Origin of the sequence: Acinetobacter sp. 1000160, assembly GCF_000588715.1 — a bacterium.
Taxonomy (GTDB): Bacteria; Pseudomonadota; Gammaproteobacteria; order Pseudomonadales; family Moraxellaceae; genus Acinetobacter; species Acinetobacter courvalinii.
In genome coordinates this window covers 18,405-37,341 of the sequence record NZ_JFWP02000006.1, presented here as the reverse complement: position 1 = coordinate 37,341, position 18,937 = coordinate 18,405, and the positions used below count along the sequence as shown (strand labels likewise).

17 protein-coding genes and 1 pseudogene are annotated in these 18,937 nt (G+C 41.6%); 6 read left to right on the top strand and 12 right to left on the bottom strand.

Annotation, left to right across the window (positions count from 1 at the left end; translation table 11 throughout):
• Positions 1 to 204: 204 nt before the first annotated feature.
• A complete protein-coding gene (omp38, locus tag J699_RS06005) occupies positions 205 to 1,233 on the top strand; it encodes an outer membrane protein Omp38 (protein ID WP_032870005.1) in 1,029 nt (342 codons plus the stop codon).
• 140 nt (positions 1,234 to 1,373) lie between these two features.
• On the opposite strand, the gene J699_RS19645 is transcribed toward omp38, so the two are convergent.
• The 5 genes from J699_RS19645 to J699_RS06025 form a co-directional block, all read right to left on the bottom strand.
• On the bottom strand, positions 1,374 to 1,532 hold the full coding sequence (locus J699_RS19645) for a hypothetical protein (protein WP_005226941.1): 159 nt from the start codon (positions 1,530 to 1,532) through the stop codon (positions 1,374 to 1,376).
• A 4-nt stretch (positions 1,533 to 1,536) separates the two neighbouring features.
• Positions 1,537 to 2,742, bottom strand: a complete 1,206-nt coding sequence (locus tag J699_RS06010; RefSeq protein ID WP_032870003.1) for an RtcB family protein — start codon at positions 2,740 to 2,742, stop codon at positions 1,537 to 1,539.
• Positions 2,743 to 2,994: 252 nt separating this feature from the next.
• Positions 2,995 to 4,452, bottom strand: coding sequence for an amino acid permease (locus J699_RS06015; protein ID WP_032870001.1), 1,458 nt, complete (start codon positions 4,450 to 4,452; stop codon positions 2,995 to 2,997).
• An 18-nt stretch (positions 4,453 to 4,470) separates the two neighbouring features.
• Positions 4,471 to 5,487, bottom strand: coding sequence for a class I SAM-dependent methyltransferase (locus tag J699_RS06020; protein ID WP_032869999.1), 1,017 nt, complete (start codon positions 5,485 to 5,487; stop codon positions 4,471 to 4,473).
• Between the two features lie 62 nt (positions 5,488 to 5,549).
• A complete protein-coding gene (locus J699_RS06025) occupies positions 5,550 to 6,908 on the bottom strand; it encodes a uracil-xanthine permease family protein (RefSeq protein ID WP_032869997.1) in 1,359 nt (452 codons plus the stop codon).
• Positions 6,909 to 7,082: 174 nt separating this feature from the next.
• Here J699_RS06025 and typA point away from each other — a divergent pair, with 174 nt between their 5' ends.
• The 3 genes from typA (at position 7,083) to J699_RS06040 (ending at position 10,057) form a co-directional block, all read left to right on the top strand.
• Positions 7,083 to 8,918, top strand: coding sequence for a translational GTPase TypA (gene typA / locus J699_RS06030; RefSeq protein WP_005288850.1), 1,836 nt, complete (start codon positions 7,083 to 7,085; stop codon positions 8,916 to 8,918).
• A 245-nt stretch (positions 8,919 to 9,163) separates the two neighbouring features.
• Complete coding sequence (mscL, locus tag J699_RS06035; RefSeq protein WP_005226947.1) at positions 9,164 to 9,595, top strand: large conductance mechanosensitive channel protein MscL; 432 nt, start codon at positions 9,164 to 9,166, stop codon at positions 9,593 to 9,595.
• A 120-nt stretch (positions 9,596 to 9,715) separates the two neighbouring features.
• Complete coding sequence (locus tag J699_RS06040) at positions 9,716 to 10,057, top strand: gamma-glutamylcyclotransferase family protein (RefSeq protein ID WP_032869994.1); 342 nt, start codon at positions 9,716 to 9,718, stop codon at positions 10,055 to 10,057.
• A gap of 36 nt (positions 10,058 to 10,093) precedes the next feature.
• Here J699_RS06040 and J699_RS06045 read toward each other — a convergent pair whose 3' ends face one another.
• The gene (locus J699_RS06045) at positions 10,094 to 10,384 is read right to left on the bottom strand and encodes a peptidylprolyl isomerase (protein ID WP_005226949.1); all 291 of its coding nucleotides are present in this window, start codon (positions 10,382 to 10,384) and stop codon (positions 10,094 to 10,096) included.
• Between the two features lie 33 nt (positions 10,385 to 10,417).
• Positions 10,418 to 11,239, bottom strand: a complete 822-nt coding sequence (gene mutM / locus J699_RS06050) for a bifunctional DNA-formamidopyrimidine glycosylase/DNA-(apurinic or apyrimidinic site) lyase (RefSeq protein WP_032869992.1) — start codon at positions 11,237 to 11,239, stop codon at positions 10,418 to 10,420.
• A gap of 76 nt (positions 11,240 to 11,315) precedes the next feature.
• On the opposite strand from mutM, the gene J699_RS06055 reads away from it, so the two are divergent.
• Together J699_RS06055 and J699_RS06060 are read left to right on the top strand one after the other, a co-directional pair.
• Positions 11,316 to 11,882, top strand: a complete 567-nt coding sequence (locus J699_RS06055; RefSeq protein WP_032869990.1) for a DNA-3-methyladenine glycosylase — start codon at positions 11,316 to 11,318, stop codon at positions 11,880 to 11,882.
• A 133-nt stretch (positions 11,883 to 12,015) separates the two neighbouring features.
• Positions 12,016 to 14,145: a TonB-dependent receptor gene (locus tag J699_RS06060; RefSeq protein WP_032869988.1), complete on the top strand. Its 2,130-nt coding sequence runs from the start codon at positions 12,016 to 12,018 to the stop codon at positions 14,143 to 14,145.
• A gap of 44 nt (positions 14,146 to 14,189) precedes the next feature.
• On the opposite strand, the gene J699_RS06065 is transcribed toward J699_RS06060, so the two are convergent.
• From J699_RS06065 to J699_RS06090, 5 genes and pseudogenes are all read right to left on the bottom strand, one after another.
• Entirely contained in the window at positions 14,190 to 15,002 is an 813-nt protein-coding gene (locus tag J699_RS06065) for a tetratricopeptide repeat protein (RefSeq protein ID WP_032869986.1), read from the bottom strand.
• Positions 15,003 to 15,255: 253 nt separating this feature from the next.
• Positions 15,256 to 15,978 carry a DsbC family protein gene (locus J699_RS06070; RefSeq protein WP_032869984.1) on the bottom strand — a complete coding sequence of 241 codons (723 nt, stop codon included), beginning with the start codon at positions 15,976 to 15,978 and terminating at the stop codon, positions 15,256 to 15,258.
• 83 nt (positions 15,979 to 16,061) lie between these two features.
• On the bottom strand, positions 16,062 to 16,382 hold the full coding sequence (locus J699_RS06075) for a low molecular weight protein tyrosine phosphatase family protein (RefSeq protein ID WP_032869981.1): 321 nt from the start codon (positions 16,380 to 16,382) through the stop codon (positions 16,062 to 16,064).
• Positions 16,383 to 18,154 (bottom strand): annotated as a pseudogene (locus tag J699_RS06085) (AAA family ATPase). It lies immediately after the preceding gene.
• A gap of 58 nt (positions 18,155 to 18,212) precedes the next feature.
• Positions 18,213 to 18,935 (bottom strand): YgfZ/GcvT domain-containing protein, encoded by a 723-nt coding sequence (locus tag J699_RS06090; RefSeq protein WP_032882866.1) that lies wholly within the window; start codon positions 18,933 to 18,935, stop codon positions 18,213 to 18,215.
• Positions 18,936 to 18,937: the final 2 nt, after the last annotated feature.

Sequence of the window (18,937 nt, the reverse complement as noted above, 5' to 3'; positions counted from 1 at the left end):
CTGCTAAGTTAGAATTTTTGGGAGAGAAATAAGTCGTTTTCAGTGACTGCTAAATAAAATGATAAGAAGTACTGGAGAGAAATTCAGTATTCACTTAGTTGCATATAAAGCGCATTGCTGAAAAGGTACAACAAGACTATTTCTTGGTATTCAAAAGCTATTAGGGTTTACAGAACAAACAATTTTTGTTTTTGGAGAATATTTATGAAATTGAGTCGTATCGCACTTGCTCTGCTTGTTGCTGCCCCTATGGCTGCTGCAAATGCAGGCGTAACAGTCACTCCTTTAATGCTGGGTTATACTATGTTCGATACTGAACATAACAACCGTGGTGATAAAGGTCAATTAACCCCAGGCGCAGAGTTAGATGACGATTTATTCGTTGGTGCTGCACTTGGTGTAGAAATTACACCTTGGTTAGGCGCAGAAGTTGAATATAGCCAGATTAAAGGCGACACCAGCAGAAATAACGATTATAAAGGTCGTAACATTGCTGGTAATGCTTATGTGACTTCTGACTTGATCACTAAGAACTATGACAGCAAAATCAAGCCATATGTATTAGCGGGTGCTGGTCACTACAAATACGAAAGTGATGATATCTATGGTGGCAAGCAAGAAGGCACCTTGGCAAATGCCGGTGGTGGTGTGTTCTGGCGCTTGAACGATGCTTTGTCTCTTCGTACAGAAGCACGTGGTACTTACCATTTTGATGAAAAATTCTGGAACTACACAGCGCTTGCTGGTTTGAACGTCGTTCTTGGTGGTCACTTGAAACCTGCTGCGCCAGTGGTAGAAGTTGCTCCAGTTGAACCAACGCCAGTCACTCCGCCACCGCAAGAGTTAACTGAAGACCTGAACATGGAACTTCGTGTATTCTTCGATACCAACAAGTCAACAATTAAGCCGCAATACAAAACTGAGATTGCTCAGGTGGCTGCAAAAATGGCTGAGTATCCAAATGCAACAGCGCGTATTGAAGGTCACACAGATAACACTGGTCCACGTAAGTTAAACGAACGTTTATCTTTGGCACGTGCTAACTCTGTTAAATCTTCACTTGTAAATGAATACAATGTTGATGCATCTCGTTTGTCAACTCAAGGTTTCGCTTGGGATCAACCGATTGCGGATAACAAAACTAAAGAAGGCCGTGCGATGAACCGTCGTGTATTTGCGACCATTTCTGGCAGCCGTACTGTTCAAGTACAACCAGGTCAGCAAGCTCAATAACTTGAGTGTGTTTACTGAATAAAAAAAGCGACTCGTCAGAGTCGCTTTTTTGTTGGGTTGTGGGTAGATAATGATAAAAATTAAACATGTTGAATGCTCCTGTGTTGCTATTGAAAATACTAAGTTTATTTAATGGGGTGTTACCAGATTTGCTTTTTGAGTTGCTGTTTGGCCTCTTGTCTATCACGACGATGCTGTGCTCGTGGTTTTTCAGTTTCATGCACACCACCTTTATGCAATAAAGGTGAGAGTGCGACAGGATTACGTGCTTTAATTTTTGGCATGGTTTTTAGTTTCATAGTATTAACCTTTAATACATAAAATTTGCTTGAGTGTGTGCACGACCTCGATCAAATCTGACTGGTTTGCCATCACCTGATCAATATCTTTATATGCACCGGGTATTTCATCAATAACGCCACTATCTTTTCGACATTCGATGCCTTGTGTTTGCTGAATCAGGTCATCCTGGCTAAATAGAAGTTTTGCTTTATTACGACTCATTTTTCGTCCTGCGCCATGTGAACATGAGCAGAAAGATTCGGGATTGGCCTTGCCTTTAACAATGTAAGAGCGAGTCCCCATCGAGCCTGGAATAATACCTAACTCATCTAGTCCAGCTCGAATGGCGCCTTTACGGGTAATCAGCAAATCTTCGCCATCATGGTTTTCTCGGCTGACATAGTTATGATGACAGTTAATTGCCTCTTTGGTCATTTGAAATGGAGGTAGCAGGGGGCGGATTGCTTCTAAAATCAGACGCATCATTTCACGTCTATTCTCAAAAGCATATTCCTGCGCCCATTCAACTGCCTCAACATAATCATTAAAGCTATTTGAACCTTCCGCAAAATAGCTCAAATCTTTATCGGGTACATGCCCAAAACGATGTTGAGCTTCTTTCTTTGCCAGTTCAATGAAGTAGGTGCCAATCACATTGCCTAAGCCACGGCTACCGGAATGTAGCATTACCCAGACTTCCTGATTTTCATCCAGACAGAGTTCAATAAAGTGATTACCTCCACCTAAAGTACCAAGCTGTTTTTGCCAGGTGGCATCAAATTTCCTGAGCATGCGCACTAGGCCTGGATGCTTTTTAATGATGGGTTGTAAGCGTTTTTCAAGCGGGATAATGCTTGATGCTTTCGCTTTGACCTGTTTATGCAATTCAAAGCCCACTGGCACTTTGCGTTCAATGGCATGGCGTAACGGTGCAAGATTATCCGGAAGCTGTGAAGCTTTCAGATTGAGTCTGATGGCATTCATGCCACAACCAATATCTACGCCGACTGCAGCTGGAATGATGGCATTTTTCGTGGGAATCACGCTACCAACCGTTGCACCTTTACCGACATGTACGTCAGGCATCACTGCAATATGTGAATAAACAAATTGTAGTTGTGCCATTTTTTTCAATTGTTCAATACTTTCGCTATCAATATCGTTGGTGAAGATTTTCACTGGAACGCCATATGCAGCATCAGCATTAAGTATTTTTTGTATGCCCATTTTCTTATCTCGGGATATTTTAGTTTTTCGTCCGAACAGGCATAAAAAAACCCAGCGAATGCCAGGTTAAATAAAGCATTCGGACAAGTGATCAATCGATTTGTACACTTGTCCGTGAGTCGACAGTGCCAAATCTTATCGTGTAGTTCCTGATTGTAATGGCATGCTGTCGTCCTCCTATGGTGTGGTGCCGTTGAAAATATGAGCGGAATTTTACTCATATTTTCATTCGGGTCAAGTGAAAAGTATTTTTTATTCGCCTTCTTTCACATTCATGTCTTTGTAGGCAATCAGTTTGGTCTTGTGTTTCCACTTATACCCTAGCCAGATCACCAGGAATAATGGAATACTGATATAGGTTGAAACTAGACCTAACCAGTCAATTTTACCACCCAGCAGGGCTTGGTAGTTTTGACCCAAGATAATGATTGAACAAAGAATAAATGCAAACCAGGGTGCGAATGGGAAGAATTTGGCACGATAAGCCAGATCTTCAACCTTATAACCCTGAGCAATATAACCTTTACGGAAACGGTAGTGTGAAATTGCAATCCCTAACCAGACAATGAAGCCACACATCCCAGACATGTTGAGTAGCCAGTTAAAGACTTGCTTCTCACCAATAAAGGTGGTTAAGAAGCACAGCGCTGCAACCGCAGTCGTCGCATAGAGGGCATTCATAGGTACGCCGCGACCATCCAGTCTGGAGAACCACTTTGGTGCACGACCTTCTTTGGCCATATCAAATAGCATACGGGTAGAAGAGTACATGCCTGAGTTACCCGCAGACAGAATTGCGCTGAGAATCACCGCATTCATCAAGCTGGCTGCAAAGGCAAAACCTGCTTTTTCATACAATAACGTGAATGGTGAAAGGGCAATATCTTCACTTTGTGCTGCTTTTAACAACAGTGGATCATCATAGCTGACTAATGTGCCGATGATGAAAATACACAGGATATAGAACAGTAGAATGCGCCAGAAGATTTGTTTGATTGCCAATGGAATGGTTTTTTTCGGCTCTTTGGATTCACCTGCGGCAACCCCAACCATTTCAGTGCCCTGAAAAGAGAATCCGGCGATCATGGCAACACCAATCAGAGCCTGGAATCCACCTACAAAAGGGGCTTCCTTATACGTCCAGTGCTGAAATACCGATATATTGGGTGTCATCATGATTTTGGCAATCATCCAGATCCCGATGACAATAAACACGATAATGGCAACCACCTTGATCAAAGAGAATAGGAATTCACTTTCACCAAAGCCTTTGACGGTTAAGGCATTGATTCCAAAAATAATCGCAAGAAAGATCGCACTCCAGTAGAACCCGGGAATATCGGGGAACCAGAACTTCATGATGAACTGGACTGCCACCAGTTCAAATGCCACGGTAATGGCCCAGTTGTACCAGTAGTTCCAACCCAAGGCAAAACCAAAGCCATCTTCGACATAACGGCTACCGTAGGTAAAGAAGGCACCGGAGGTTGGATTATGCGTCGCTAATTCGCCTAGACTGGTCATCAAGAAGTAAATCATGATACCGATCAGGGCATAAGCCAATAACGCACCACCAGGACCTGCATTGGCAATGGTTGAACCTGAAGCGAGGAATAAGCCTGTGCCGATCGATCCACCAATGGCAATCATGTTCAGGTGACGTGCCCCGAGCTTACGCTGTAGGTGTTGAGGAGCAGATGTATCGCTCATAAAAATTCCTTAAAATGTTTATTTTGCACAGGCATATAACACCTTGAATCCTTGTTGATCAGCTTTCACCATACATTGACCAAAACTTTGTTCAATGAGAGGGGGATAGTTCAGAAAACGGTTTGCCACGATCCATAATTCACCTGAATTTTTCAGGTGTACGCTCGCAAGCTGGCAAAGTTCTTCACTTGCATCGTAATTGGTATGAATCCCCTGATGAAAAGGTGGATTGCTTACGATAGCGTCCAGATCTTTGGGCGCATCTCTAAACCCTGTAACTGGTTGTAGAGTTAACTGATTGAGATCCAGATTATTTTTCTGGAAAGTCAGCTCAGTTGAACGTAAAGCAAATGCATCAACATCAAGTGCAAAAATTTGCTGGTTCGGATTTAGCTTGGCTAAATAAGCGCTAATAATTCCAGCACCACAACCAAAGTCGGCAATCTTACCTGATTTTACTTGACTAAGGTAAGGGACTAAGACGGCTGTTCCGACATCTAAATGATCCTGACTAAACACACCCGGTAGGGCACAGACCTTTAATTGATCCTGATCTATTTGAACTGTATAGCTTTTTAACCAATGTTCAAGTGGTTTCAACTGCTCAGTTTTTTCGATCTTCATTTGCCAGAACTGGCAATGACGTGCGCTATCCAGCTTCAGTGTTTTACCATAGGGCTGTAATTGTTTGGCTGCACGTTCTACGCCGCCTTTTTTTTCACCGACCAGAAAGACATTCTGCTCAAGTTTTAGGTGGCTGACCACAACATGCAGAATATAATTCAGTAACTCTTTTGATTTAGGTACAAAAATAACCACCTGATCAAAGCTGGCTTGCGGAAACTCAACCGAAAAATATGAGTGAATGTCAGTATTTTGAAAAGCCTGATGATCAGCATAATTCCAGCTCCAAACCGATGCCTGGACTTGCTCTGGTAAGTTCTTTGCGAGTTGATCATTGGGTGCATTAATCAGTAAGACTTGCCCCTTTAAATAATCTTGCTGTCTGATGACAACTTCACTACGTGGATCCATTTTGATCTCTCATCAAAAACAAAGCCCAGTCGTGAAACTGGGCACTTGACGTTATTTGTGAATTACTTATGTGTTTCGGGTAAAACAATATTTAAAATCAAGGCTGCAATACCGCCTGTTGCCACACCTGAGCTAAAAATATTTTTAAATAACTCGGGCAAGTGTTCAAGGATTTGAGGGACTTGAGCCACACCGAGGCCGAGCGCAAGTGAAATGGCAATAATCAGCAGGGCACGACGATCAAGGTGAATACTTGAAAGAATATTGATCCCGGAAGCGGCAACAGCACCAAACATGACCATCACAGCGCCACCCAATACGGCTTGTGGTACCGCTTGAATCACGGCAGCAACAGCAGGGAACAGTCCCAAGATAATCAGTAATACTGCAATCCAGATCCCGACATAACGACTTGCCACACCCGTCAATTGAATTACACCATTGTTTTGTGCAAACACGGAACTTGGGAATGTGTTGAAGATCCCCGCCAGAAAGGAGTTTGCGCCATTAACCAGTACGCCACCTTTAATGCGTTGCATCCAGATCGGACCATCAACAGGCTGATTAGAAATTTTACTGGTCGCCGTGACATCACCAATGGCTTCGAGTGAGGTGACAAGGTAAATGAAGGCCATTGGAATGAATAAGCTCCAGGAGAAGCTTAACCCAAAATGCATTGGTGTTGGAATCTGAACTAGAGGTGCATCCTGTAGCACAGCAAAGTTTAAGTGTCCCATGAAGCCGGCAAGGATGTAACCAATTACTAAAGCAATCAGAATGGCTGAACTTTTGACCCAGATAATCCGAATACGATTCAGCAGGATAATAATGGCCAGCACGCTACATGACATGATCAGGTTATCGGCATTGGCAAAGGTATTGTCCTGCATGGCCGTATAACCACCACCCATGCTGATTAGTCCTTCTTTAATCAAGGTTAAACCGATCAGAAGCACGACAATGCCTGTCACCAGGGGGGTGATCAGCTTTTTCACCCACGGCAGAATTCGGGAGACGCCCATTTCAATAAACGAACCTGCAATGACCACACCAAAAATGGCAGCCATTACTTGTTCAACTGGGGTGCCTGCCGCAACCATTGCACTCCCAATACCGATGATCGGACCAATAAAGTTAAAACTGGTCCCCTGAACAATCAAAAGTCCTGCACCAAATGGGCCAACTTTTTTGCATTGTAAAAAGGTTGCGATACCCGAGATGATTAAAGACATGGACAGGATCATGTTGGTGTCTTCGCGAGAGACGCCAAGTGCCAGACAAATCAGCAGTCCAGGGGTCACAATCGGGACTAAAATCGCCAAAAGATGCTGTAAAGCGGCTAAAAATGCAACAAAAGGTTTCGGTCGATCATTGAGTCCGTAGACCAGATCAAGCTGCTGCTGAGGTTGTGAATTCGACATGGGAGTATAAAAAGCGAGAGGCATTAGCGCGATATTCTAATAGAGTTAGCTCGCTTTACCAACGATTCAATGTCACTTCGTCAGAAAAAAAGTGCACTGTCAATAAACTGTCACTACTAAACTGTAGTATTTTTCTGTATAATTTGCCCTCAAATTTAAAGCGTATCGAATTACATGTCAGATATTAAAACTCTCCGTAACATTGCCATTATTGCGCACGTCGATCATGGTAAGACGACTCTAGTCGACAAACTTTTACAACAATCAGGTGCTCTTGGTGATCGCGCAGGCGAGATTGAACGTGTTATGGATTCTAACGCGCTTGAGTCTGAACGTGGTATTACCATTCTTGCAAAAAACACTGCAATCAAATGGTTAGATGCACGTACAAACACCGAATACCGCATTAACATCGTCGACACCCCGGGACACGCCGACTTCGGTGGTGAAGTGGAACGTGTAATGTCGATGGTTGACTGTGTATTGCTTCTTGTTGACTCACAAGAAGGTCCAATGCCACAAACGCGTTTCGTAACGCAAAAAGCGTTCGCGCGTGGTTTGAAGCCAATCGTGATTATCAACAAAGTCGACAAGCCAAGCGCGCGTCCAGACTGGGTTATCGACCAAGTTTTTGATTTGTTTGATAACTTAGGCGGTACTGACGAGCAGTTAGACTTCCCGGTTGTTTATGCTTCTGGTCTTCGTGGTGTTGCAGGTCCTTCACCAGAAGAATTAGCGGAAGATATGACACCGTTGTTCCAAACGATTGTAGATGTCGTTGAACCGCCAGCAGTTGATGTTGATGGTCCTTTCCAGATGCAGATTTCATCACTTGACTATAACAGTTTCGTAGGTGTTATCGGTGTTGGCCGTATCCAGCGTGGTTCAGTGAAATTAAATACACCAGTTACTGTTATCGATAAAGATGGCAATACACGTAACGGCCGTATCTTAAAAATCATGGGTTACCATGGTTTAGAACGTGTTGATGTTGAATCAGCTTCAGCTGGTGACATTATCTGTATTACGGGTATTGATGCACTCAACATTTCTGACACGATTTGTGATCCTAAAAATGTTGAAGCATTACCAGCATTGTCTGTAGATGAACCGACTGTATCGATGACTTTCCAAGTAAACAACTCACCGTTTGCTGGTAAAGAAGGTAAATTCGTCACTTCACGTAACATCCGTGAACGTCTTGACCGTGAATTGATTCATAACGTAGCACTTCGTGTTGAAGATACTGACAGCCCAGACCGTTTCAAGGTTTCAGGCCGTGGTGAACTTCACCTTTCAGTTTTAATTGAAAACATGCGTCGTGAAGGCTTCGAAATGGGCGTATCACGTCCACAAGTGATCATGAAAGAAATCGATGGCGAAAAACAGGAGCCATACGAAAACGTAACATTTGACGTTGAAGAACAGCATCAAGGTTCTGTAATGGAACAAATGGGCTTCCGTAAAGGCGAAATGACCAATATGGAAGTTGACGGTAAAGGCCGTATCCGTATTGAAGCAACTGTACCTTCACGTGGCTTGATTGGTTTCCGTTCTGAATTCCTGACTATGACTTCAGGTACAGGGATTATGACCTCAAGCTTCTCGCACTACGGTCCGGCAAAAGCAGGTACTGTTGCGAAACGTCAAAATGGTGTGTTGATTTCTATGGTTCAAGGTACTTGCTTGGGCTATGCATTATTCACACTTCAAGACCGTGGTCGTTTATTCGCTAAGCCACAGTTAGAAGTGTATGAAGGTATGATCATTGGTATTAACTCGCGTTCTGACGATATGGTTGTAAACCCAACCAAAGCGAAGCAGTTAACTAACGTTCGTGCATCAGGTACTGATGAAGCTTTAACTTTAACACCTGCAATGGAATATACGCTTGAACAAGCGCTTGAGTTCATTCAGGATGATGAGTTAGTTGAAGTAACACCAAAATCGATTCGTATCCGTAAGCGTTACTTAACTGAAAACGAACGTAAGCGTAATCGTGATAAATAATTTTTCTTCACTGAAAAATGACAAAACCGCTAAATTTATTTAGCGGTTTTTTATTGCATAAATTCAAGGGGAAGGACATGCTTAAGGACATATTTTTATGAAAATAAAAAGTGTTGTTAAAGTGTGAAATAGCTTTCTTTTTTTGATAAAAATATTAAATTACCAACATTATTGGAATAACTGCGCCTGTGTAATAAACAATGCCAAAACAGGGCGTGATCAAGTTCGACTCTGGAGAGTAATAGATGAGTATTATTAAAGAATTTAAAGAATTTGCCATCAAAGGCAATATGATGGATTTAGCGATTGGTGTCATCATTGGTGGCGCTTTCGGTAAAATCATTGATTCATTGGTGAAAGATATTGTGATGCCTGTGATTTCATGGATCTTGGGCGGTGAAGTGGATTACACCAACTGGTTCCTGATCCTCGGGGATAACCCAACCAACATTACCACGCTCAAAGCAGCACAAGATGCCGGCTTGAACGTATTTGCCTATGGTAACTTCCTCACCATCTTGATTAACTTCCTGCTTTTAGCCTGGGTCGTGTTCTTGTTGGTGAAAGTCATGAACCGTATCCGCAAGCAAGAAGAAGCTGCGCCTGAGCCAGAGGCGATCCCTGAAGATGTGCAATTGTTACGTGAAATCCGTGATGAATTGAAAAAACAAGGCTGATCATTCAGCTGATGTAGAAAAACGGTATCCTTGATGCCGTTTTTTTATTGTCTGTAAAAAGAGATGAGTAACTTGCACGTTTTCATTTTAAGATGCTGTGCAGATTGAGGGGGAAAATTGATGAATCGATTATTTGTATACGGCACCTTATGCCCAAATCGCGAAAATGCACATATTCTGGGGGAAATTGGTGGAGACTGGCAACCTGCTACGGTACATGGCACCGTTCATATACTGGACTGGGGGCCTGATCAGGGGCTACCGGCAATTGTTTTAAATCCGCAGGATTCCCAAGTTGAAGGATATCTGTTTAGTACGGAAAAACTTGAGCAAAACTGGCAAATGCTGGATGAGTTTGAAGGCATGCAGTATGAGAGAGTACAGACTGAAGTCCAGCTGGCGACAGGTGAGCCAACCACCGCATGGACCTATGTCATGAAAGAGCGGGCAAAACCTGAATAAAGGATGAGCTTACCATGGGGTTTAAGCTCGATCTGCTTACCTTAAATTGCCCATCCGGAATTTAACTTCGACCAGATGAAAACCAAACTGGCTTTTTACCGGACCATGTAATACACGTTCTGCTGCGGTAAATACCAGTTTGTCGATAACAGGAACCAGCTGTCCTTTTCTGATTTCACCGAGCTCGCCCCCACGTTTGGCAGAGTTGCAGGTCGAATATTGCTTGGCAATTTTGGCAAAATCAGCACCCGACTGAATACGCTTTTTCAGCTGTTCAGCCACATCTTTGTCTTTTACGAGAATATGTCGAACAATTGCAGTTTGCATGAGGTTGTTCTCCTTTAATGGCACTTAAATCATTTAGGCTTTGTTACGTTTTAAAGGCTGGCATTGTGGGCAGAATACACTGGCACGTTGACCGAGCTTTAGTTTTTCCAAGGTAGTCTCGCAATTGACGCACATTTCTCCAGCACGGCCATAGGCCAGTAAAGTTTGCTGGAAATAGCCGTTTTCACCCATCGCATTGGTGTAATCACGCAAGGTTGAACCACCTAATTCAATGGCTTGTTTTAAGATGCGTTTCACTTCAACCACCAGCTTTTCCACTTGTAGTTTGCTTAAAGTCGAAGCGGGTTGTGCCGGGTGCACACCAATGTTGAAAAGACTTTCTGTTGCATAAATATTGCCAACACCGACTACCACATGGTTATCCATTAAAGCAATTTTAATGCCGACATTTTTTTTACTCAGCTTTTCGTGCAAATAGGCGGCGTTAAAATCATCACTGAGTGGCTCCGGTCCAAGTGGATCAATCAGCTTGCCCTGATGATGCTGATCAAGCCAGAGAATACAGCCGAAGCGACGTGGATCATGGTAGCGAAGCTGCTGCTCTTCAAAATCGATGATCAGATGATCATGCTTTCTCAATTCCTCATTCGGCTGGCATAGACGGAAACTGCCGGACATGCCCAGATGCCAAAGCATCTGGTCCTGTTCAAATTCGGCCAGAATATATTTAGAACGACGCTTAAGACCGACCAAACGTTGCCCAACCAGTTTGTCCAGATCATTTGGAATAGGCCAGCGTAAGCTCGGGTTCAAGACTTTAATCGCTTGAACGCGTTGCTCTAGAAGGGGGAGTAAACTGGTTTTGGTTGTTTCGACTTCGGGTAACTCAGGCATCGCCAACTCGCAGAATGAACAGATATACTGGATGAATCAAGTATAACGTGTGCTATGGATTATTTCAGAGATCACTATGTCAGATATTTTACCATTAAGCTGGTTTCAACGTGAAACCTCGGAAGTGGCCTATGACTTAATTGGTTGCGTCTTGTGTAAGCGACAACCTGATGGGCAAGTCATCCGCTGTATCATTACCGAAACAGAAGCTTATTTGGGCGTTCGTGATAAGGCCTGTCATAGCTACAATGATAAACGGACAGCCCGCACAGAAGTGATGTATCGACCTGGTGGCACGATTTACGTCTATTTAATTTATGGAATGTATGAAATGCTCAATCTGATTACTCAGACCGAAGGCATCCCGGAAGGAGTGATGATTCGTTCTGCATTTTTAAAAGACGCTTCCACTAAAAAGCAATATCAGCTTTTGGCTGGACCAGGCAAATTGACGCGTTATTTAGGCATTGACCGAACCTTAAAAGGGCAATGCTTGGGGGAAGAGTCGGGCTTGTGGGTGGAAGCAGCAACGATACAACCGGAAGTGATATTAACGCCCCGTATAGGAATTGATTATGCCGAAGAAGCTAAAGACTGGCCTGAACGATATTGCTGGAAAGACCATCCTTCGTTGAGCCGATAATCTCACGGGTAGATCATTTTTTAGTAAATGATGTCGTATTTCCCAGATTTACCGTCCTCCGGATTGAATTCACAGTCCAAATCAGGCACTGCTTTTTGTTATCATAACTCCCATATAAATAAAGGAAATAAGCATGTCCTTATTACGTTTAAACCGACTTCATTACGGTATTTTGATAAGTATGGGCTGCATTTCTAGCCCGCTTGTTTGGGCCGAAGCGCTGGCTCAAGAGGTGACTGTATTACCGACCCTACGTGTTGAAGCAACACGTACCGATACCACCTATATGCAAACACCTGCCTCCATTTTTAGGGTCGATATGCCTAAAAATGATCAATCCGCTCAGGTTAATTTAACTGAAGTAGTTAAGGGCATTCCAAGTGTTCAGTTACGTAACCGGGAAAATTATGCACAAGATTTGCAGCTCTCGATGCGTGGTTTTGGTGCACGTTCAACCTTTGGTGTGCGCGGCATCCGCTTATATACTGATGGCATTCCAGCAACCATGCCAGATGGTCAAGGTCAAACTTCAAATATCGATTTAAGTAGCCTGAGTCATCTTGAGGTCTTAACCGGCCCTTTTTCTTCTCTTTATGGAAACTCTTCTGGTGGGGCAATTTTAGCGACAACGCGAGAGGGACAGGGCAAAGATTCGCTTGAGATGAGCTATGCGGGTGGTAGCCACAATAAAAATCGTGCAGGTCTCGTGTTACAGGGCGGTGCCAAAAACCAGAATGAACCGAGCTATATCGTCAGCTCTTCTTATTTTGATACCGATGGTTTTCGTGACCATAGTGGTGCCAATAAAGTTTTAAGTAATGCCAAGCTGACATGGGATCTCGACGATGGCAGTAAGGTCAATTGGGTCACCAACTATGTCAAGATCGATGCAGATGATCCGGGGGGGTTAACCCGTGCAGATTGGGAGAAAAATCCGAAACAGGTCGCTAAAAATGTGCTGGATTACAATGCTCGCAAAACAATTGATCAGACCCAGACAGGTTTGACTTGGTCAAAACCCATCAATGATCAAAATGAATTGTATGCGATGACTTATATTGGGCAACGTCAGGTAACACAATACCAGTCTATTCCAGATACGGTACAGAAGAATCCCAATACGCCCTATCAAGCTGGTGGCGTAATTGACTTTAAACGTGATTATTATGGTGCTGATTTCCGCTGGACTGGAAAAGATTTATTACCGAATACCCAATTTAGTGCAGGGGTAGCGATTGATGCAATGAATGAAGACCGTCAAGGCTACCAAAACTTTAATGATGCAGGTGATAAAGGGGTGAAAGGTGCTTTGCGCCGTGATGAACGTAATACTTTGTGGAATGTTGATCCCTATCTACAAGCATCGTGGTCTTTTTTACCCAGCATGCGTTTAGATACAGGGCTACGTTATAGCAATGTGCACTACAAATCAAAAGATCACTATATCGTTGGTTTGAACGGTGATAATAGCGGTAAGACAACTTATGAAGAAGTATTGCCTTCGGTTGCATTAAGCTGGCAAATCATTCCAGAAGTTCTGGTTTATGCGAGCTATGCCAAAGGTTTTGAAACACCGACCTTTACTGAAATGGCTTATCCTGCACAAGGTGGTGCCAGTACGCTCGACTTAAAACCATCAAAAAGTGATAACTATGAACTCGGTTTAAAATCTTCCAATACGCTGGGTGATTTTAACTTGGCGACCTTCTATATCGAAACCAAAGATGACATCGTCGCAGCCGAAAGCATGGGCGGGCGCGCGACATTCCGTAATGCGGATAAAACCCTACGTAAAGGTGTTGAATTTGCATGGAATAAGAAGCTTTGGAAAGATTTAGCCGTGAATGCCAGTTATGCCTATCTCGATGCAACTTTTGATTCGAGAGTGCCTGCTGCTGGGAAGGTTGCAGAAATTCCGGAAGGTAATGCAATTCCTGGAATTGCCAAGAATCAAGCCTTTATTGGCGTAGCTTGGCAGCCAGAGCAAGGTTTCTACGCAGGACTTGATACCCAGTTTATGGATAAGGTCTATGTCAATGATATCAATACTGATGCTGCTGTAAGTTATACTGTGGCGTCGATCTATACGGGTTATGCATGGAAACGTGCCGATTGGGGCATCAATGGCTTTGCGCGCGTAGATAATCTGTTTGATAAAAACTATGCAGGCTCAGTGATCGTCAACGAAGGAAGCAGCCGTTTCTTTGAACCTGCCGATGGTCGTAACTGGAGTGCGGGAATTAAAGTAAGCAAGCAATTTTAAGGAGCGTTCAGCAGCACTTGCATGGTGAAGTGCTGCTGCATAAATTATTTTTTAGGGGGTTGGGCGGGTGCGGCTTTTTTAGCAGCAATGGCCGCTTCAACCTGAGCCAGGGATTCTTTGGCATTCGGATAGTTTGCAGCAGCTAAACGAGAAAAAATATTTTTTGCCTGCTCCAGATCCTGACTAATAATGTTGCCGTTAGCGAGCATGTTACCCAAAATCATGAGCGAGGGAGCATAATCCTTCTTGGCGAGATCTTTTAAACTTTCAACAGCTTGTTGCTGCATGAAAGGATTTTTATTCTTCACACCAATTCCCAGGTCATACACTGCTTTTAAGTTTTTTGCCGGATAATAATCCTTTTTCAGTAAAGGTAATAATTTCTGAATAGCCAGTTGATCATATTCTGGTTTACCTTGTCTAAACAAGATATCAGCCAACTCAACAGTTGCTTCATCTGAACCTTGGCTAGATGCATTATTTAAATATTCTTTGTATTTCTGAGCATCTTTGCCTAGACCCAAGTTACCTTTATGGTAGGCTTGAGCCAAGCGGAAACTGGCTGGTCCGTAGCCTTTACTGGATGCATCCTGATAATACTGTAGTGCCTTTTTCTCATCTTTTACTGTGCCTTGACCATGTTCTGTCATATAGCCGAGATTATGGACTGCTTGCGTGTTGCCGGTATTGGCTAGTCGTTGCATTTCCTGATAAGCAGCAGCATAGTCTTTAGCTTCATACAGTTGAGTTGCTTTGGTAAACAATGGGTCGGCTTTAGTGCTGGTCACTTTATTGTCAGCGGCGAAGGTAGTATGGCTTGCAAGGGTGATTAAACTCGCAATGAGCAATTTTTTCATCTTTATTTTTCCTTTCTCATGTTGATCTGCTTTCATCCTTTGCATAGCAGAACTCAATATGCTGTTGTCATCATAAAAGCTTGCGGAAAAATGTAAATAAGGAATTTGTATAAATCTTGGCAGGGGAAAAAGCGCGTTTTGATCTTTATGTTTTTATAATTTATTTAAAATCAAATATGTATGATTAATATTTTAGAGAATGGCTTGCAACTCCTTGCTGGCAAAAGAGTCAACAAGCCTCCATATTTTATCTTTATTTCTTCGTACTCGCTTCTTTCAAAAGCTGTTCAATCTGCTCAGCATTTTGTGGGCTACCTGAGAGTCTCATTCCGTTTTGCAGGAATAAAGTCGGTGTGCCATCAATCTGCAGCTTTTGTCCCAATGCCAGATTCTTCTGTATTGGTGTTTCACATTGGGTCGCACTTTTGGGGGCTTTACGGTGCAACATGTAATCTTCCCAAGCTTCATATTGATTTTTCGAGCACCAGATTTTATTGGCCACCACTTCGGCTTGAGGATGTAATTTTTTTAGCGGGAACAGGAACAGATAGACGGTGACATTATCCACCGAAGTCATGTGTTGCTCGAGCTTTTGGCAATAAGGACAATCCGGATCACTAAACACATAGAGTGTGCGTTCACCTTTACCTTTGACATATTTAATCGCCTGATCAAGCGGCAGTTGCTTGATATCAATCTTGCTTAACTCGGCTAAGCGGTCCTCGGTCAGATTCTTTTTGTTTTGAACATCCAGTAAGTTACCGAAAAAAAGATATTTGGCTGTTTCATCGGTATAGATAATCTTACCCGCCGCATAAACCTCATAAATACCCGGTAACGGGGAGGGGCTAACTGATTTAACAGCAATCTCTGGATAATTTTTTTTGAAGTTTTGCTCGAGGGTTTTACTGTCCGCATGCACGGTTTGCAAACCGATCAGACTCAAGGTGAGTGCTGACAGCAGTGTTTTGATCATTATTTTCATTAGAAATCAGTCGAGTTAAGGATAGATGAACAATAACGCTCATTTCTATTTTCGACAAGAACGGGATTTCAACTTTATTTCAAATAGGGTAATAATGCGAATTGTAGTAATTCAATTAGATCAGGGTCCATATACTGATAATCATCAGGGATGTCGAGGACAAAGACTTTTTTATGTTGTAGTTGTTTTGAGAACTTTTCTTTAATTTGTTGCTTATGTCGGGATTCCATCACAAAAATTTGATCGGCCCAAGCAATGTCTCTAACTGAAATAGTATGTTTAGCGTGGCGACTGGTTCCTGCTGAACGGGTATGTAGACCATACCCTTCAGCGAAAATACGTTCAGCTGTTGGACTGCGCCATTGATTACGACTACAAATAAAGAGGGTGTTCATTTAGGAGTTACAATTTTCAATATGAGCAAAGATTTTTTTGCAGAGTTCTTCTGCTTTTGATGTTAATTGCCATTCTGGATTTTCATCGAAGTCCTTAATTACTTCTCTGCAAAAATCAAGTTTAGACTTAATCGTTCCAACACCATTGCCATCTGCAAATGCATTTTTTGAAGTGGTAGAGTTGGGTCTTTTCATCTTTTGATCAAGTAATTTTCCAATTCCATAGTTATCGTGATCAAAATAATTTTCATCTGTAATTTTGTCTAATAAATTAATATCATAGCTTTTAGTTGTTGATGGTCGCATCCGTTCAAATCTAATACTTGACTTCTAGTTGATTTATTCTGAATATCGCCATCTGCTATAAGAAGCATGTCACTTGCTATGGCTTTAGCACTTAAACCTTTATCCTCCATTAAATGTGGATAATCCTCACAAAAAGACCAATGGGTTAAATTACTTCCAGCATATTCTACAAATGTATAATGATAATTTGGCATAAAGCGACGGTACTTTGTATATAACTCGGAATCTTTTTTTTCTAATAAAGTCAAAAATTTTTCCATAAATTTAGTTATATATAAGCGATCGGTAATACCTTCTACCCAAATTGTACAGTTAGCTAAGTATACAGATGAAGGCTTGACACCTAATGAGGCGAGTAAATCTCTATCTCGATTACAACGATAAATGCTAAATTCAGCTGAATTTGATTCATCCTTATTTATTTTTTTAACAAATTTTTGAATAATGACTTGATCTGATTCATCCGCCATATCAAGTAGGTGATTAGAATGTGTGGTAAAGAAGTAATAGTGTTCAGTTTCATTCAGATAGAAATTCATTAATTGGCGAACCATACCTGCATGCATGTGTAGTTCTGGTTCTTCAATGAAAAAAGCATGTTTGTCTTTTTTTATAAAGGCTTCATAAGTTAAAATGATTACCTGCTGCAAACCATCTCCAAGCATGGAAACAGGAAATTGATTATCTTGATCAATTTTTATATGAACCATATCAATATTATTTTCACTTTCATCTTTGCCAAATTTTGGAATTAGGGTTATGGGTTTATTGTCAAAGAAATATTGGCTTAGTTTTTGTTCATATTGTTTAATTAATTCTCTTTGTTCGGGTTCTCCTAGTAAATGACTTTTAAGTTCATAATATAGGCATTCACCAGTAATTATATTTTTAGAATTAAACTTTTCAATATTTTTGAAATAGTCTTTTTGGGTTCTTTCTATATATGGTTGTTTATTTTCAATGCTAGTAACAGGACGCATACCTCTAAGGACTGGAATATAAAATTTTGAATTAAATAAAGAGTTTAAATCTTGAATGTCATCATCAGAAAGTTCGAAAAAATTGAAATCTTTTAGGATGGAACGTAAATCATGAGACCCATCTATACGTTGTTTAATTGTAGAGTTGATAAAAATAAGTTGATTGAGGGTATTGTTCTCTAATAGCTTATTCATTTCTTTAATAGAGTGTTTGAAGTCAGATAAATTCATTGAATAATTAAGTTTTTCTAGTTCGTCAAATCTTTTATTTAAAACTCTTAAATTATTTACAAGATTTTTATTCTGATAAAAGTTACTTGGATAATTATGAGTGAAAAGTGTTCTTAGAAATTTGCTTTTTCCAGCATTATTTTTTCCTATAAAAAAGTTAAGCCTTTTTATTTCAATTATTTCATTGTAATCATTATCACTTGCTGCATGGTAATGTTCTAAATCTTCTGCCCAGTAATATATCTTTTCTGACATAAAAAAGCCCTCATATTTTGAAGGCTAATTTAGCAATAACTTTTATCAAAGCAAAGTGTTATTGAGGTCTTGCCACATCACCATTCAATGCTTCAGGCAAGTCCAGAACAGTTACGCCAAGTTCTGTCAATGCAGCAGGTTTGGCAATCACAAGCGCGAGATAACCATCTTCAAATGCGACACTATTGATCACTTCAACATCTTTACTCAGTTGGGTGGCTGGCGCTGGCACATCTGCTTGAGCCTGGATCAGGTGTAACCAGTGTTTTGGTTTTGCCTTAAACCAAAGACGTGCCACGATTTCCTGACCTAAGTAACAGCCTTTATCGAAATGTACGCCATCGCGTTGATGTAGACGTAATTCTTGTGGCTGGAACAGGGGTTCGGGACTTTGCTGAATCCAGGCCTGTCCAGATTGAATCGCTTGAATTTGCCAAGTATCGATATCCGTTTCTGTTGAAGAAAACTCGGTTTGAATACCATTGACTGTTGGGAAAACCGGACCTGTTTGTTCTAGTTTCATTTTGGAAAAAGCACCAAACTTTTTAATATGCTTGGCAAATTCTTCGGCTTGGTCTTGCGTGGTCACTAACTCAAAACTTTCTGGATTTAATCGTTTAATCCATAGACCAAAATGAATACGTCCTTTTAAATCACAAATAGCAGTATAGCGACTTTCATTTTCTGGTATGCGTTCAACGTGAATGGTGACTTGGCCTTGTAGAAATTTTTGTGCATCTACACCATTTAAGCTAAAAGCAGTAAAAGCAAGCTGACTCATAG

Excerpts from the sequence above, each read along its gene's own strand:
- omp38 (WP_032870005.1), top strand. The coding sequence starts at position 205 with ATGAAATTGAGTCGTATCGCACTTGCTCTGCTTGTTGCTGCCCCTATG.
- J699_RS19645 (WP_005226941.1), bottom strand. The coding sequence starts at position 1,532 with ATGAAACTAAAAACCATGCCAAAAATTAAAGCACGTAATCCTGTCGCA.
- J699_RS06010 (WP_032870003.1), bottom strand. The coding sequence starts at position 2,742 with ATGGGCATACAAAAAATACTTAATGCTGATGCTGCATATGGCGTTCCA.
- J699_RS06015 (WP_032870001.1), bottom strand. The coding sequence starts at position 4,452 with ATGAGCGATACATCTGCTCCTCAACACCTACAGCGTAAGCTCGGGGCA.
- J699_RS06020 (WP_032869999.1), bottom strand. The coding sequence starts at position 5,487 with ATGGATCCACGTAGTGAAGTTGTCATCAGACAGCAAGATTATTTAAAG.
- J699_RS06025 (WP_032869997.1), bottom strand. The coding sequence starts at position 6,908 with ATGTCGAATTCACAACCTCAGCAGCAGCTTGATCTGGTCTACGGACTC.
- typA (WP_005288850.1), top strand. The coding sequence starts at position 7,083 with ATGTCAGATATTAAAACTCTCCGTAACATTGCCATTATTGCGCACGTC.
- mscL (WP_005226947.1), top strand. The coding sequence starts at position 9,164 with ATGAGTATTATTAAAGAATTTAAAGAATTTGCCATCAAAGGCAATATG.
- J699_RS06040 (WP_032869994.1), top strand. The coding sequence starts at position 9,716 with ATGAATCGATTATTTGTATACGGCACCTTATGCCCAAATCGCGAAAAT.
- J699_RS06045 (WP_005226949.1), bottom strand. The coding sequence starts at position 10,384 with ATGCAAACTGCAATTGTTCGACATATTCTCGTAAAAGACAAAGATGTG.
- mutM (WP_032869992.1), bottom strand. The coding sequence starts at position 11,239 with ATGCCTGAGTTACCCGAAGTCGAAACAACCAAAACCAGTTTACTCCCC.
- J699_RS06055 (WP_032869990.1), top strand. The coding sequence starts at position 11,316 with ATGTCAGATATTTTACCATTAAGCTGGTTTCAACGTGAAACCTCGGAA.
- J699_RS06060 (WP_032869988.1), top strand. The coding sequence starts at position 12,016 with ATGTCCTTATTACGTTTAAACCGACTTCATTACGGTATTTTGATAAGT.
- J699_RS06065 (WP_032869986.1), bottom strand. The coding sequence starts at position 15,002 with ATGAAAAAATTGCTCATTGCGAGTTTAATCACCCTTGCAAGCCATACT.
- J699_RS06070 (WP_032869984.1), bottom strand. The coding sequence starts at position 15,978 with ATGATCAAAACACTGCTGTCAGCACTCACCTTGAGTCTGATCGGTTTG.
- J699_RS06075 (WP_032869981.1), bottom strand. The coding sequence starts at position 16,382 with ATGAACACCCTCTTTATTTGTAGTCGTAATCAATGGCGCAGTCCAACA.
- J699_RS06090 (WP_032882866.1), bottom strand. The coding sequence starts at position 18,935 with ATGAGTCAGCTTGCTTTTACTGCTTTTAGCTTAAATGGTGTAGATGCA.